Genomic DNA, 14,554 nt, shown 5'->3' with positions numbered 1-14,554 from the left:
GGGTCCGTGACTCCAAGGATCCTCAGGGCCCGGCTCTTGTCTTCCCGGCGGAGGCCTGGGTGTCATTCGTCGCGGCCGTCCGCAGCGGCGAGTTCAGCGAAGCCTGAGAGGGGAGTCATGGCCGACGGCGTGGATCTGTCCGGGGCTCGGTGGTTCAAGTCTTCCTACAGCAACAACGGGGGTGACTGCGTCGAGGCGACAGCGGACTTCCCCGGCCTGGCCCCTGTCCGTGACTCCAAGGACCCCCAAGGCCCAGCGCTTGTCTTCCCGGCCGAGGCCTGGATGTCGTTCGTCGCGGCCGTCCGCAGCGGCGAGTTCGGTGACATCTGAGACGGGGGCGGTTCGGGGGCACGGCGACACCCGGCCGGCTGGCCAGGGGCAGACCGTGAAGAGGTGGTCAGACGCTCGGCCGGGGTTCCCCGGCCGAGCGCCTTTGCGTGAGCGGGGGAGGGGCGCAGCCGTGGTGGACGGTTCTTCGTCGGCGGTGCGGAGGCGGCCGGGTTTGTCACGGTCGGCACGATCCGCGACGGACGTCCCTGGAGGGGGAGATCGGCTCCGATCCGCCACCTGTCAAGCATCTTTGATCATGAATCACCTCTTCGAGTGAACCGAATCACGCGATGGCAGTACACGGAGGGGCCCGCATTGATCATGAATGCGCGCGACCTACCAAGCCACCGTGAAAGGCATTCCACAGATGAGCATCTCCGAAGACGGCCCCACGCCCTTCACCGCAAGCCAGTTGACGAAGCTTCAGGATTGCGGCATCTATGCCTCGGGCACGCAGCTCTCGCCCGATACCGTCAACCTGGCCGAGGCCCTTGTCGCCACGCTGGCGGGCTCCGCCGAGCAGCCGCTGCTGCCCGCCGAGCTGCAGGAACTCGTCACCCAGGTCCAGGCGAAGGCGACCATCGGCCTCCCGAGGATCACCGCGGACGACGGGGTGAGGCTCTCCGCGTTCACCATCCGGCTCAAGACCGACGAGCCGCGCCCGGTGGTCATCGTGCCGGCCGGGTGGACGCCGCTCGGCTGGACGCTCTTCACCTACCTGTACCTGCGCCTCGCACTGCGCGGCTACCACGTACTCGCCTACACCCCGCGCGGCATCGGCCAGACCTTCCCGATCCCCGGCGGCGGGTTCATCGACGCCCCGTTCACCTCCGGTGGCACCGTGGACGTGGCAGGCCCGTCCGACTGGGCCGACGGTTCCACGGTGATCGACTATGCGCAGCAGCACTTCGCCCCGAGCCGCGTCGCGTTCCTCGGCGAGTCCTACGGCTCCGGCATCAGCCAGCTGGTCGCGGCCCACGACCCGGCGGGACGCGTCGACGCGGTGGTGGCGCTCAGCACCTGGGGCGATCTGGCCGAGGCCCTGCTCGGCAACGACACCCGGCACCTGGCCGCCGTCGACGCCCTGGTGGCGTTCACCGGAGGGCCGGAGGAGCGCAAGTTCGACCCGACCGTCCGGCAGCTGCTCGCGGACTTCCGCGCCGGCACCAACCTGGACGAGGTACGGGCCTGGGCGACGGAGAACTCGCCCCGCTCGTACATCGACCAGACCAACGCCCGCGGCGTCCCGACCTTCTACTCCAACACCTGGCACGAGACGCTGTTCCCGGTCAACGGCGCACTGGCCGCGTTCCAGGCGCTGACCGTCCCCAAGCGCCTGAACCTGTGGATCGGCGACCACGCCGCACCCGAGGGCGCCGGACTGACGGTCCCCGGCCCGAACGCCCCCGTCGACGAGGCCCTCGCCTGGCTCGACCACCACATCCTCGGCACCGCCAACGAGGTGCCCGGCTGGGAGCCGGTCAAGAGCCAGGTGATGTTCGAGCCCACCGTCCGCGAAAGCCGTGCGAGCTGGGACGATGTGACCACGAGCACCGAGAAGCTGTACCTGGGCGCCGCGAACGGCAGCCAGGACGGGAAGCTCGGCACCGCCCCGGCCGCCGGGTGGAAGGCCTCGTTCACCACCGGCGAGCTCACCGAGGCCACGGCCGTCGACGACCTGCTGACCACGGGCCAGCAGGAGTGGAAGGGCAACCCGAAGACCTACGCCACCGGCAAGTTCGACCGCCGCTACCTCGCCACCTGGACCTCCCCCGCCGGAGCCCGGCGCGTGCGCGGCATCCCGCGCGTCCAGCTCACCCTCACCCCCGCGGGGAAGAACGCCACGGTGGTGGCCTACCTCTTCGACCTCGCCCCCGACGGCACCGCCCGCATCATCACCCACGAGCCCTACACCCTCACCGACGCCGAGGCCGGCCAGGCCGTCCAGGTGTCCTGGAACCTCCAGGCGGCCGCCTACGACATCGCGGCCGACCACAAGGTCATGCTCGTGATCAACGCCAAGGACAAGCTCTACTCCGACGCCAACCCGCCCCTCGCCACCCTGAGCGTGGGCTCCACGGCCGGCGCCGAGGCACACCTCGACCTGCCCCTCGGCTGATTCCGCGCACCCATGCCCGCACCCGCACCCGCACCCGCACCCGCACCCGCACCCGTGCCCGCCCCGCCGCGCCCTGCGGCGGGGCGGGCACGCCGGCTCCGCCCAGGACGTGCCGTCAAAGGGTCATGCCCACATGAGCAGTGACGTGACGGTGACGGCCGCGTGATAGGACACGGCGGTCCTGTCGTACCTGGTGGCGAGGCCGCGTCACTGCTTCGGGCGGTTGAAGCAGCGCTCGGCGACGTTGCGGCGCCATATGCCATTGGGTAGCCGTTTGACCACGGTTCGTCACGGGAAGATGCACACGGGTCGGCATCGGAGTCGGCCAGTGAGGAGACGTCATGTCCGAGGCCATGCCCAACTCAAAAGGCCCCGCGAAGGTGCAGATGTCGCCCGAGGTGGCCGCGAGCCTTGGCCTGACCCCCACCCCCGAGGCAGTGGCACCCGGGGCCGACCTGATTGTGCCGATCACTGTCCACGCTCGGCTCGTCGGCCGGGCGAGCTTGTCGGACGTCTCCTCGGACGCCTCAGGCTTCGACGCGTCCCCTGAGGGCGTGCACGTGCAGTGGCAGCTCCCCGAGGCCCTCACCGCCGGGCCCTACGACCCCGGCAGCGGCCAGGCCACCTTCCCTCTGGTGCCCAACCGCTGGCTGGTGGTCCGGTACCAGGGACCGGCCGACGCACGCCAGGCCGTCGGTTGGGTCGTCCAGAGCGACCACCTGGACATCGATGGCCCGCACGGGGCGCGTGGCACCGCTCGGAGCCTCGCGTTGCACGACAGCCGGACCGGGCCCGCCGCAACGGAGAGGAGGATCGACCTGGCTTCCGGCGAATGGGTCGAACCCTTCCGCGAGGAGGGACCGTTCCTCACCGCGGTTGGCCCCGGACTGCCGACGTTCGCCGCGTACCAGCCGTACAACACGGACGTCTTTTCCGTCCACGACCGCTTGGATGACCTCCGCCCCGACGACCACCTCCGCTACCTGGTCGCCGGTTGGTACAGCGACGGCGACGCCGAGACCCTGAGCAAGTCCGCAGGTGTCGGCGACCTGCTGCCTCCCGACCCGGCCGGTCCGACCCCCGACCCGGCCCGGCTGACCGGCATCCTTGACGCCCTCGGCTGGCAGCCGTCCGGCTCCTCGCAGACCCAGCGCACCGCGTTCAGCGGCACCGCCCTCGGCCTGAGCTGGCGGGGCGAAGCGGACGACCGCCCGTAACGCCGGTCGCAGGCAGCCAGAGCGCCGCACGGGCCCGGTTCAACCTCCTGATCCACCCAGCCACACCGAAGGGGCGGGCCCGGTTGGTCCTGGCGGACCCGCGGCGGTTCCTGGACTGCCGGGCTGCGGCGCGGCAGTGGGCCGGGCCCGGGCGTCGTTCCGGCGCTGCTCGGCCGGCGCCCCCTCGGCCTGCGACTGCTGGGGCTGCAGCTCCCAAGCGATCCGCGCCTGGTCGCGGCTGCGCGGCATCGGCCGCACCATCCCCACCCTCGCGTCACTGCTCATGAGGGCACGACCCTTTGACGACACGTCCTGGGCCTCCGCCGCCCCGGCCCCGCCCGGAGCCGAAAACCGGTGCCGTCCGCCCGCCCGATGGAGCAGCATGACCCCTGTGTCTGATACCTCCATCCTCACCCGCACCGAGGCCGCCGAGCGCCACCGCCTGCTCGACGTCCGCACCGTCCGCCTCGACCTCGACCTGACCCGCGGCCGGGAGGTGTTCGGCTCCACCACGGTCATCCGCTTCGCCTGCACCACCCCGGGCGCCGCCACCTACGTGGACGTCAAACCCGCCGCACTCCACCGGGTGCTGCTGAACGGCCGCGAACTGGACGTCACCGCCCTGCGGGACGGGCGCTTCCCGCTCACCGACCTGGCGGCCGACAACGAACTCACCGTCGAAGCCGACATGGCCTACTCGCACACCGGCGAGGGCATGCACCGCTTCACCGACCCCGCCGACGGCGAGGACTACGCCTACACCCAGTCCTTCCTCGACGACGGCCCCCGGGTGTTCGCCTCCTTCGACCAGCCCGACCTCAAGGCGCGGTACACGGTGTCCGTCACCGCGCCGCAGCAGTGGACCGTGGTCGGCAACAGCCTGGGCCGCCAGAGCTCACCCGGCCGCTGGGAGTTCGACCCCACCCCGGCGATCAGCAGCTACCTCCTCGCCGTCGTCGCCGGCCCGCTGCACTCGGTGCGCGCCGAGCACGACGGGATCCCGCTCGGCCTGCACTGCCGCCGCTCGCTCGCCGCCCACCTGGACGCCGACGCCGCCGAACTGCTGGAGATCACCCGGCAGGGCTTCGACCACTACCACCGGGTCTTCCGGCACCGCTACCCCTTCGACAGCTACGACCAGTGCTTCGTCCCGGAGTTCAACGCCGGCGCGATGGAGAACCCGGGCTGCGTCACGCTGCGCGACGAGTACGTCTTCCGCTCCGCCGTGACCGACACCAGGCGCGAGGAACGCGCCATGGTGGTGATCCACGAGATGGCGCACATGTGGTTCGGCGACCTGGTCACCATGAAGTGGTGGGACGACCTGTGGCTGAACGAGTCCTTCGCCGAGTACATGGCCTACAGCGTCACCGCCGCCTCCACCCGCTTCACCGGCGCCTGGACCGGCTTCGCCGCCGACCGCAAGCCCTGGGGCTACGACGCCGACCAGCGCCCCTCCACCCACCCGGTGGCACCCGGCACGGTCGACGACACCGCCCAGGCGCTGCAGAACTTCGACGGCATCTCCTACGCCAAGGGCGCCGCCGTCCTGCGCCAGCTCGTCGCCTGGCTCGGCGAGGAGACCTTCCTGACCGGGGTCAACGACTACTTCGACGCGCACGCCTTCGGCAACGCCACCCTCGACGACCTGCTCCGGGCCCTGGCCGCCGCCAGCGGCCGCGACGTCCACGCCTGGGCCGACCGCTGGCTGCGCACCAGCGGCGTGGACACCCTGCGGGTGACCGACGGCCGCATCGAGCACACCTCCGCCGACGGCGCGCTGCGCCCGCACCAGCTGACCGCGGGCCACTACCGGCGCACCGCCGACGGCGCCCTGGAACTCGCCGAGCGCGTGCCGCTCGACCTGCCCGGCGACCTGCCCGGCGACGGCGGCGTGCCGCTCGACCCGCCGGCCGACGGCACCGAGCTGACCCTGCTCAACGACACCGACCTCAGCTACGTCAAGATCCGCCTCGACCCCGCCTCCTGGCGGACCGCGCGCTCCTCCCTCGGCGCCGTGCCCGAGGAACTCGCCCGGGCGGTGCTCTGGGGCGCCGCCCGCGACCAGGTGCGCGACGGGGAACTCGCACCCGGCGAGTACCTGCGGCTGGTCGCCGACCACCTGCCCGGCGAGACCTCGGTGCACCTGGTGGACGCGGTGCTCTCCTTCGCCCGCGACTTCGTGGCGGACTGCGCCGTACCACCCGCCGAACGGCCGGCCGCACTGGCCGAACTGGCCCGGGTCTGCCGCACCCTGCTGCGGCGCACCGAGGGCGAGCCGGACCGCACCGGCCTGCGCCTGGTCGCCGTACGCGGCGTGATCGCCACCGCCGACGGGGACCGGACCGCCGAACTGCGCGACTGGCTGGCCGCCGGCACGGTGCCCGGCGGGCCGGAGCTCGACCCCGACCTGCGCTGGCAGCTGCTGGCGCGGCTGTGCGTGCTCGGCGCGGCGGGCGAACCGGAGATCGCCGCCGAACTCGCCGCCGACCCCAGCGACACCAGCGAGCAGGGCGCCGCCCGCTGCCGCGCCGCCCTGCCCGCCCCGGCCGCCAAGGAGGCCGCCTGGCAGGCGCTGTTCCACGGCGAGCTCTCCAACTACCTGGCCGCCGCCACCGCCAAGGGACTGTGGCAGCCCGAGCAGGCCGACCTGCTCGACGAACTGACCACGCGCTACTTCAAGGAACTGGGCCCGGCCGCCGCCCGCCGCGGCCCCGCCCTGGCCCGGGTTCTCACCACGGCGGCCTTCCCCGCCTACGCCGCCACCGACCGGACCCTACGGGCGGCCGAGGCCTGCCTCGCCGACCCGGACCTCACCGTGGCGACCCGGCGCGGCCTCGTCGACCAACTGGACACCCTGCGCCGCGCCGCCCGGGCCCGCGCACTGACCGGGCAGTAGAGCCCGCCAACCGGTCGGTCACCGGCCCCGCCCGTGACCGCCCCGCCACCCGCAAGAACCCGCAGGCCCGGACCGCACGTTGTGGCGGTCCGGGCCTGCGGTCCGTCCGGTCGGGGCTGCTGCCGCTTCCGGTTCCGGCCGCCGCGCGTTTTGCGGCCCTCACGAATCCCGTACCGGGCCGAATCGCTCCGTCCGCATCGGCAGCACGCCGTAGTCCGTCAACTCGATCGGGTTCGAGAACTTCTGTCCGCTGTTCGGCCCGGTCATGTCCTCTCCGCGCAGGTACCTGCAGAACCATTCCGCGAATGTCAGGTCGTAGCGGTAGAACTCGTCGTCGTGGCCGACGTAGACCACGATGCACCAGCCGTACCCGGTGCCGGTGCGCAGCAGGAACACCGCTTCCCCGTGCGCGGTCGACATGATGGGGATCAGGCCGTCCGGCGCGCCGAACCCCAGGGGTGCGGGGAATCCGGGGAAGTTCTCGTCCGTGAACTCGCAGTCCTGGTAGGCGACCACGGTCTCCCGTATGTACTTGCCCAGGTCCCATCCCTGCCCGGCTGGGCCCCTCAGCGAGATCGACCGGCCGATCTCGATCGGCGCGTAGCGCTCGGCCAGGGTCTTGAAGTCTCCCGGCAGTTCCACGCCCAGCTCGGTTTCCAGCCCGTGCCAGCAGTCCGCGGGCACACCGGGCCCACTGGGCGGTCCGATGATCGCGCGTATTTCTTCCAGAAAACCGATCACGGGTTGGCTCCTGTCAACTCGGGGCAGTTCGCGGTCCCCTTGGTGGTTCCACCCGTGGGGCTCTGCATGATCACACAGTGCTCGGACATTTCAGTTTCGAGTGGGAATGTCGGCTGCTGGACCGTTCGGGCGATGCGCCCCTCCGTGTCTCCCGGCGGTGGGTTTGGGGTGTTCGGGGTGCCGGAATCCTGCACTCCAGAATCCGGCTCTCCGTACGAAGGGAATCGATGCCATGAAGAGCATCACGCAGAGGGTGCTGCTGCTCTCCGCAGCCACCGCCACCGCGGCCGCGGTCAGCGTTGTCCCGGCACCCCTCGCCCAGGCCCGCACCGAACTGATCACCTCCCCTCAGCTCGGCGTCCAGTTCAACCCCGACGGGGACCCCGGCCAGTGCGGTGGAAGAACGGGCGAACAGTGGAAGGACGACTTCGGCGTGACCGAGGCGATCCGCTTCGACACCGACTCCCGCCCCGGCGGTTGTCTGCTCGCATTCGGTATCTACGATCCGGACAATCGACTGGCAGGTTCGTCCGTCACCTACACCTTCAAGGCCACGCCCGGTGGTGATCCCGCCCAGTGCGGAAACCCGGGCACCCACCAGGTGCCGATCGGGACGACCCGGACCTTCGGCCCCAGCATCCGGATCGACACCGACAACCGGCCGGGCGGATGCGATCTCACGTTCGCCCTGTCGAGTTCCACCATGAAGATGGGCATCAATTTCTACTCGGACGGCGACCCCGCCCAGTGCGGGAACGCCGGCCCGGATTACGGCATCTTCAGCCCCGTGGACAACTTCAGCTCACCCACCATCCGGATCGACACCGACGACCGGCCCGGCGGCTGCGGGCTCAAGCTCCGGCTGGAGTAGCTCCCGGCCTCAGGGGGACATCTCATCGCCTTCGCCGGGGTCGCGGCAGCCGTCGTCCGCACCCGTGGGCTCCCCGACATGAGATGTCCTCCACGAGGGCCACAGGTCGGGCCCCGGAGCCCGGCCGATGTACTCGTCGGCGTCGGGGCCTCTCCCGTCAGGACGGCGGCCGGGAACTCGGTCGTGCCGGCGGGCGCAGTTCGGGTGCAGGTGTCTCCCCCGGGCATTAGGGTCGCCTGAGTGCCAGGGAATTACCGGTACTTGACGGCTCATCAGATTCACCGAAGGGGGGCGGGGGTGGCGACGGTCAATGCGGGCCTTCCGCGTGGGTTGCACATCGTGGTGTTCCGGATCCTGCGGATACGCCTGCTGTTGGTCGTCATCGTCGCGCTGGCTCTGTTCCGGGTGCTCTCGGTGGTCCAGGCGCTCATCGCCGCCCTGGCGGTCGCGGTGGTTCTGATCGCCGTGAGGAAGGCGGTGCTGAAGGCGCTCGCCCCGAGGTTCAGTGCCGTGTGCCAGGTCCGGGTGGGCGACCGGCCCTTGCTGGCCTTCGCGGGCTCCCAGCGGGTGATCAGGGTCGGCGACCCGGACACGGGGGACCTGGTCGGCTTCCTGAAGGGGCACGGAGGGTGGGTGAACGCCCTGTGCGAGGTGGAGGTCGGCGGCCGGCCCCTGCTGGCCTCCGGTGGGGACGACCGGACGGTACGGCTCTGGGAGCCGGGCACGGGCAGGCAGGTGTCCGTCCTCAAGGGGTCGCGGGCCGCCGTGCGCGGGGTCTGCCAGGTGCGGGTGGGTGACGGAGTGCTGCTGGCCGCCGGCGGGGACGACGAGGCGCTCCGGCTGTGGGAACCGGGCACGGGCGAGCCGGTCCGGGTCATCTCGCCCGGCGCCGGCGGGGTCATGGCGGTGTGCGCGGTCCGCTCCGAGGGCAGGGACCTGCTCGCCTCCGCCCACGGGGACCGGACGGTACGGCTGTGGGAGCCGGGCACGGGCGAGCAGGTGCGGGTGCTGACGGGCCACGACGGCTGGCCGACGGCCCTGTGCCAGATACGGGCCGCGGACGAGGTCCTGCTCGCTTCGGCCGGCATCGACGAGAAGGTGCGACTGTGGAACCCGGGCACCGGGGAGCAACTCCACGTCATGGAGGACGACTTCGGCTGGCTGCACGCCCTGTGCCAGATCGAGGTGGGGGAGCGGTACCTGCTGGCCTCCGGCGGCGACGGGCCGGGCGTGAAGCTCTGGGACCCGACCACGGGAGAGCGGGTGGGCACGGTGGGCGGCGCCCAGCACTTCCTGGGGCCGTTCGGCTGCGGCTGGGTGCGCGCCCTGTGCCAGATCCAGGTCGACGGCGAGCCGCGGATCGCCACCGGCGGATACGACAAGCGGGTGGAGACCTGGCGCCTCACGGGACAGAACACCTAAGCGCACCCACCGGCCCCCCGAGGGGCCGGGCCTGCCTCCGCGTGCACCCCGATGACCCACGACGGTACGGGGATACCTATGCCCGGCGGACGCCGGTGGGTCGACTTAGGTCGGTGACGTCGGCTTCACATGCAGTCGGATGACTGATGCCTCCCCTGGGCCCTCGCCGCCACAGTGGTGTTGCTCCGCGAGCGGAACGCCGGAGCGCGCCCTGGGCAGTTGAAGAGCAGCAGAGGAGATCATGATGAACCTGCGGAAGACGGCGATGAGGCTCGGCGTGGGTGTCGCCACGGTGGCCGGGGTGCTCGCCGCCACGACGACGAGTGCGAGTGCCGACATCCTCACCTCGATCGAGACCGGCCCCGGCAAGTGCCCCGCCAACTGGGTGTGCCTGTGGAGCGAGAACAACTACATCGTGGGCAACCCCAAGGGCGGGGTCGACTACGGGGCGGTGGGCGCGAACGAGAACATCGCGGACCTGGGGAAGTTCAAGTTCGAGAGCAAGCTCTGGCGCTGGAAGGGCATGGCGGACGATGCCTCCTCGGTCGTGAACAACACCGGGAGCAGCATCTGCTTCTACGAGAACACCAACTACGGCGGCCTGGAGTTCAGGATCGGCCCCTGGGAGAAGTGGGCCTCGGTCCCGTCGTGGATCAACGACAAGATCAGCTCCTTCAAGTTCTGCTGACCTCCCCTTCCCCCCTTCCTCCCTCTTCGACCTGAACGGATCGTCATGAAGCTTTCCAGGAACCTGGCCAAGTTCGGCCTGAGCGCCGCCGCCGCTGTCGGTTTGATCGTGACCGGGGCGACCTCCGCGAGCGCCACCAATGTCTACGACATCGGCCACGGGGCCGGGTCGTGCCCCAGCGGCTACGTCTGCCTGTGGTCGGAGGCCAACTTCATCCGCGGCACGACCATCAACGACAACAAGTTCGGCTCCTTCGCTTCGAACCAGAACACCGGCGACATGGGCAAGCTCCAGAAGCGCGACTCCGGTGGCGACAAGGGCATGCAGGACATCACCTCGTCGGTGCTGAACAACACCGGGAGCAGCATCTGCTTCTACGAGAACAACTGGTACACCGGCCTGGAGTTCAAGATCGGCCCCGGGGAGCACTGGCCCTCGGTCCCGTTGTGGATCAACGACAAGATCAGCTCCTTCAAGTACTGCTGACCTCCTCCTTTCCTCGACCTGAACGGATCGTCATGAAGATTTCCCGGAAGATGACCAGGCTCGGCCTGTGCGCCGCCGCCGCCGTCGGGCTGGTCGTGACCGTCGCGGGCTCCGCCAGCGCCAACACGATCCTCGGCATCGGACAGGGCGCCGGAGCGTGCCCCACCAACTACGTCTGCCTGTGGTCCGAGGGCGGTTTCGTCGCCAACACCGGCCACACCGGCAAGTTCGGGGCGATCGCCTCGGACCAGAACATCAGCGACATGGGCAAGCTGGAGCAGAAGGGCGGCCTGTGGACGGGGATGCAGGACACCACCTCGTCCGTGCTGAACAACACCGGGAGCAGCATCTGCTTCTACGAGAACAACAACTACACCGGCCTGGAGTTCAGGATCGGCCCCCGGGAGCAGTGGCCGTCGGTCCCGTCGTGGATCAACGACAGGATCAGCTCCTTCAAGTACTGCTGACCCGTCGAAGTCCCCGACCGGTTTTCGCATGTGCCTGACGCGCAGGCCCGGACCGCATCCACTGCGGTCCGGGCCTGCGGTCTGTCCCTCAAGGTCCTACGAGCCGGCGGTGGCCGCCTCCAGGGTCGTGGCCATCACCGGGCTGGTGAAGGTGTTCGTCGCGTCGCCCGTGGAGGGGTGGTACGAGCCCCACTTGAGGTAGTTCCGGTCGCCGTCCCAGGTGGTGCCCTTGAACGTGCCCGATCCCGTCGTGAACGTCTGCTTCACGCCGTCGAACCAGAAGTCGATGGTGCCGTCCGTGCGGCCCAGGCGGATCTTCAGCGCGTAGGAGTGCCAGGTGTTGTTGGCCGTCTGCGCGGTCCACAGGGAGTGCGACACGTGGGCGGTGTCCCACTCCTGGAGGCGGACGCGCCCGTTCACGATGTCGATCTCGATCGGGTGGTTGGCCGTGTCGGTGCTCGGCGAGCACTTCAGCTGGAACACGTACCGGCTGTTGGTGTCCTGGATGTCCACCTTGGACGACCAGCCCAGGTAGAAGGTGTCGCCCTCCTTCAGGTCCGGGCTGAGCGTCTCGCAGCGCTCCTCCCCGCCGGCCTGGAAGGCGCGCCACACGTTGCCCTTGGCGGAGTCCTTCACCACCCCGAAGTTGCCGGCCGCGCACTGGACCGCCTTGAACGAGGACGGGCCCGTGCTGGTGCTCGGCGTCCACAGGACCTTGCCCGCGGCGGCGGAGCTGCTCGCGGAGGCCTGGCCGCAGGTGATCGCGAACGTGGCGAGGGCGACGGCCGCGGCGGCGGCCTTGCGGCGGTGGGTCAGAAGGGACATGCCTCTCCCGGGGGGATGAGTGGCGGACACGGGCGAGCAGTGATTCGACCACCGCCCGGCCCGCCCGGCCAGACGAACGGCCGACGGAAGATCCTTTTCGGACACTTCCGCCGGCCGCCCTCTCGACCTGAACCCGGCCCCGCTCCCGTCCGTTACGGAGTGCGCGGCTCCTCGGCGCCCTGGTCGTACGAGGAGGTGCCCTCGTCCAGCAGTGGCTCCTGCGTCTTGAGGTGCGCCGGGGCCAGCGCCCGCAGCACGTGGTAGCCGGTGATGACGACCAGCGTGCCGAGCGCGATGCCGCTGAGGCTGAAGGTGTCGGTGAACTTCAGCGTCACGTTGCCGATGCCGATGATGATGCCCGCCGCGGCCGGCACCAGGTTGAGCGGATTGCGCAGGTCCACCTGGGACTTGGTCCAGATCTGCGCGCCCAGCAGCCCGATCATGCCGTACAGGATCACGGTGATCCCGCCGAGCACCCCGCCCGGGATCGCGGCCACGATCGCGCCGAACTTCGGGCACAGGCCGAACAGCAGCGCGAAGCAGGCCGCCGCCCAGTACGCGGCCGTCGAGTAGACCCGGGTGGCGGCCATGACGCCGATGTTCTCCGAGTACGTGGTGTTCGGCGGGCCGCCGACTGCGGTGGAGAGCATGGAGCCGACGCCGTCCGCGGAGATCGCGGTGCCCAGCTTGTCGTCCAGGTTCGAGCCCGTCATCTCGCCGACGGCCTTGACGTGCCCGGCGTTCTCCGCGACCAGCGCGATCACCACGGGCAGCGCGACCAGGATCGCCGACCACTGGAAGGACGGGCCGTGGAAGGTCGGCAGGCCGACCCAGTCCGCCTTGCCGACGCCCGACAGGTCCAGGCGCCAGTGGTCGGTCATGTGCCCGCCGCCGTCCACCGAGTGGATCTTCCCGAAGACCCGGTCGAACAGCCAGGAGATCCCGTAGCCGAACAGCAGCCCCAGGAAGATCGCCACCCGCGACCAGAAGCCGCGCAGGCACACCACGGCCAGGCCGGTGAACAGCATCACCAGCAGCGCCGTCCACTGGTCCTGCGGCCAGTACACCGAGGCGGTCACCGGCGCGAGGTTGAAGCCGATCAGCATGACCACCGCGCCGGTGACGATCGGCGGCATCGCGGCGTGGATGATGCGCGCCCCGAACCGCTGGACCGCCACACCCACCAGGAACAGCGCCACGCCCACCACGAACACCGCGCCGGTCACCGTCGCGCTGGTGCCGCCCTGCGCCCGGATCACCGCGGCCACGCCCACGAAGGACAGCGAGCAGCCCAGGTAGCTGGGCACCCGGCCCTTGGTGGCCAGCAGGAAGATCACGGTCGACACGCCGGACATCATGATCGCGAGGTTGGGGTCGAGCCCCATCAGCACGGGCGCCACGAAGCTCGCCCCGAACATCGCCACCACGTGCTGGGCGCCGAGGCCTGCCGTGCGGGGCCAGGAGAGCCGTTCGTCGGGACGGACCACCGCCCCCGGTGCGGGCGTGCGCCCGTCACCGTGCAGCTTCCAGCGCACGCCGAGATCCATGGTGAGGTATCGCTTTCTCTGTACTTCCGGGGAACTGTCCGCACCATTCTCGTGGCCGCCGGATGTCCCGGCGATCACACGGACCCGCGTGAGCTGCGGATACGTGCGACGAGGCCCGACGGGCCCGGTGCTGTCGGGGATCTTACGGCCACCGCCCGCGCACCGCGGATCCGGCCGCGCGCCACAGGATCCGGCTACCGGCCGGATGCCCGTTCGCGGGGATGTCACCCGTGCGGGTGCATCACCGCGTCGCCACCGCTCGGACGGGCCGGCCGGCCTGAAGACTGGCCGCATCCGTAGGACCTAGCGAAGGACGTGCCATGGCGGAAGAGCTGTACGCGACGCTGAAGACCAACAAGGGCGACATCGTGATCCGGCTGCTGCCGAACCACGCCCCCAAGACCGTGAAGAACTTCGTGGAGCTCGCCACGGGCGAACGGCAGTGGGTCGACCCGAGCACCGGTCAGCCGACCACCGCGCCGCTGTACGACGGCACGGTCTTCCATCGGGTCATCGAGGGCTTCATGATCCAGGGCGGCGACCCCCTGGGCAACGGGACCGGCGGCCCCGGGTACAAGTTCGCGGACGAGTTCCACCCGGACCTGGCCTTCACCAAGCCCTACCTGCTGGCCATGGCCAACGCCGGACCGGGCACCAACGGCTCCCAGTTCTTCATCACCGTCGGGGCGACCACCTGGCTCACCGGCAAGCACACCATCTTCGGCGAGGTCGCCGACGAGGCCGGCCGGAAGGTCGTCGACGCCATCGCGACGACGGACACCAACCCCCGCAACGACCGCCCGGTCCAGGACGTGGTCATCGAGAAGGTCGTCATCGAGACCCGCTGACCGGAAGACTCTCCCGGGCGCCCGGCCACGGGCGCCCGGCCCCGGAACGGCGCGCGCCCGCTGACGACCCGCTCCACCGCACATCCCCGCGTTC

General features: G+C 70.5%; 14 protein-coding genes. 11 read left to right on the top strand and 3 right to left on the bottom strand.

The window, feature by feature from the left end; all coding sequences use genetic code 11:
- The 5 genes from ACFVVA_RS23965 to pepN all read left to right on the top strand — a co-directional run.
- Positions 1-107 (top strand): DUF397 domain-containing protein (locus tag ACFVVA_RS23965; RefSeq protein ID WP_387692548.1); only part of this gene is annotated, 107 nt, incomplete at its 5' end.
- A gap of 10 nt (positions 108-117) precedes the next feature.
- Positions 118-330, top strand: a complete 213-nt coding sequence (locus ACFVVA_RS23960) for a DUF397 domain-containing protein (RefSeq protein ID WP_387692438.1) — start codon at positions 118-120, stop codon at positions 328-330.
- A gap of 367 nt (positions 331-697) precedes the next feature.
- Positions 698-2,449, top strand: coding sequence for an alpha/beta fold hydrolase (locus ACFVVA_RS23955; RefSeq protein WP_387692436.1), 1,752 nt, complete (start codon positions 698-700; stop codon positions 2,447-2,449).
- 341 nt (positions 2,450-2,790) lie between these two features.
- Positions 2,791-3,666: a hypothetical protein gene (locus ACFVVA_RS23950; protein ID WP_387692434.1), complete on the top strand. Its 876-nt coding sequence runs from the start codon at positions 2,791-2,793 to the stop codon at positions 3,664-3,666.
- Positions 3,667-4,057: 391 nt separating this feature from the next.
- Complete coding sequence (pepN, locus tag ACFVVA_RS23945; RefSeq protein WP_387692432.1) at positions 4,058-6,565, top strand: aminopeptidase N; 2,508 nt, start codon at positions 4,058-4,060, stop codon at positions 6,563-6,565.
- 159 nt (positions 6,566-6,724) lie between these two features.
- On the opposite strand, the gene ACFVVA_RS23940 is transcribed toward pepN, so the two are convergent.
- The gene (locus ACFVVA_RS23940; protein ID WP_387692430.1) at positions 6,725-7,306 is read right to left on the bottom strand and encodes an SMI1/KNR4 family protein; all 582 of its coding nucleotides are present in this window, start codon (positions 7,304-7,306) and stop codon (positions 6,725-6,727) included.
- Between the two features lie 232 nt (positions 7,307-7,538).
- Between ACFVVA_RS23940 and ACFVVA_RS23935 the strand changes: the two genes are divergently transcribed.
- The 5 genes from ACFVVA_RS23935 (at position 7,539) to ACFVVA_RS23915 (ending at position 11,240) form a co-directional block, all read left to right on the top strand.
- The gene (locus tag ACFVVA_RS23935) at positions 7,539-8,177 is read left to right on the top strand and encodes a hypothetical protein (RefSeq protein WP_387692429.1); all 639 of its coding nucleotides are present in this window, start codon (positions 7,539-7,541) and stop codon (positions 8,175-8,177) included.
- Positions 8,178-8,516: 339 nt separating this feature from the next.
- Positions 8,517-9,599 carry a WD40 repeat domain-containing protein gene (locus tag ACFVVA_RS23930; protein WP_387692428.1) on the top strand — a complete coding sequence of 361 codons (1,083 nt, stop codon included), beginning with the start codon at positions 8,517-8,519 and terminating at the stop codon, positions 9,597-9,599.
- A gap of 244 nt (positions 9,600-9,843) precedes the next feature.
- Entirely contained in the window at positions 9,844-10,287 is a 444-nt protein-coding gene (locus ACFVVA_RS23925) for a peptidase inhibitor family I36 protein (RefSeq protein ID WP_387692426.1), read from the top strand.
- Positions 10,288-10,332: 45 nt separating this feature from the next.
- Positions 10,333-10,773 (top strand): peptidase inhibitor family I36 protein, encoded by a 441-nt coding sequence (locus ACFVVA_RS23920; protein WP_387692424.1) that lies wholly within the window; start codon positions 10,333-10,335, stop codon positions 10,771-10,773.
- 32 nt (positions 10,774-10,805) lie between these two features.
- Complete coding sequence (locus ACFVVA_RS23915; protein WP_387692422.1) at positions 10,806-11,240, top strand: peptidase inhibitor family I36 protein; 435 nt, start codon at positions 10,806-10,808, stop codon at positions 11,238-11,240.
- Between the two features lie 96 nt (positions 11,241-11,336).
- Here the strand turns inward: ACFVVA_RS23915 and ACFVVA_RS23910 are convergent, their stop codons facing one another.
- Positions 11,337-12,065, bottom strand: a complete 729-nt coding sequence (locus ACFVVA_RS23910) for a heparin lyase I family protein (RefSeq protein WP_359910753.1) — start codon at positions 12,063-12,065, stop codon at positions 11,337-11,339.
- 152 nt (positions 12,066-12,217) lie between these two features.
- Complete coding sequence (locus ACFVVA_RS23905) at positions 12,218-13,612, bottom strand: uracil-xanthine permease family protein (protein WP_387692420.1); 1,395 nt, start codon at positions 13,610-13,612, stop codon at positions 12,218-12,220.
- A gap of 320 nt (positions 13,613-13,932) precedes the next feature.
- Here ACFVVA_RS23905 and ACFVVA_RS23900 point away from each other — a divergent pair, with 320 nt between their 5' ends.
- Positions 13,933-14,460 (top strand): peptidylprolyl isomerase, encoded by a 528-nt coding sequence (locus ACFVVA_RS23900; RefSeq protein ID WP_387692418.1) that lies wholly within the window; start codon positions 13,933-13,935, stop codon positions 14,458-14,460.
- Positions 14,461-14,554 lie beyond the last annotated feature (94 nt).

It is taken from the genome of Kitasatospora sp. NPDC058048 (genome assembly GCF_042885555.1).
Taxonomy (GTDB): domain Bacteria; phylum Actinomycetota; class Actinomycetes; order Streptomycetales; family Streptomycetaceae; genus Kitasatospora; species Kitasatospora lactacystinica.
The sequence above is the reverse complement of the archived record's forward strand: the minus strand, read 5'-3'. Positions and strand labels throughout refer to the sequence as shown.

Excerpts from the sequence above, each read along its gene's own strand:
- ACFVVA_RS23960 (WP_387692438.1), top strand. The coding sequence starts at position 118 with ATGGCCGACGGCGTGGATCTGTCCGGGGCTCGGTGGTTCAAGTCTTCC.
- ACFVVA_RS23955 (WP_387692436.1), top strand. The coding sequence starts at position 698 with ATGAGCATCTCCGAAGACGGCCCCACGCCCTTCACCGCAAGCCAGTTG.
- ACFVVA_RS23950 (WP_387692434.1), top strand. The coding sequence starts at position 2,791 with ATGTCCGAGGCCATGCCCAACTCAAAAGGCCCCGCGAAGGTGCAGATG.
- ACFVVA_RS23935 (WP_387692429.1), top strand. The coding sequence starts at position 7,539 with ATGAAGAGCATCACGCAGAGGGTGCTGCTGCTCTCCGCAGCCACCGCC.
- ACFVVA_RS23925 (WP_387692426.1), top strand. The coding sequence starts at position 9,844 with ATGAACCTGCGGAAGACGGCGATGAGGCTCGGCGTGGGTGTCGCCACG.
- ACFVVA_RS23920 (WP_387692424.1), top strand. The coding sequence starts at position 10,333 with ATGAAGCTTTCCAGGAACCTGGCCAAGTTCGGCCTGAGCGCCGCCGCC.
- ACFVVA_RS23915 (WP_387692422.1), top strand. The coding sequence starts at position 10,806 with ATGAAGATTTCCCGGAAGATGACCAGGCTCGGCCTGTGCGCCGCCGCC.
- ACFVVA_RS23910 (WP_359910753.1), bottom strand. The coding sequence starts at position 12,065 with ATGTCCCTTCTGACCCACCGCCGCAAGGCCGCCGCCGCGGCCGTCGCC.
- ACFVVA_RS23905 (WP_387692420.1), bottom strand. The coding sequence starts at position 13,612 with ATGGATCTCGGCGTGCGCTGGAAGCTGCACGGTGACGGGCGCACGCCC.
- ACFVVA_RS23900 (WP_387692418.1), top strand. The coding sequence starts at position 13,933 with ATGGCGGAAGAGCTGTACGCGACGCTGAAGACCAACAAGGGCGACATC.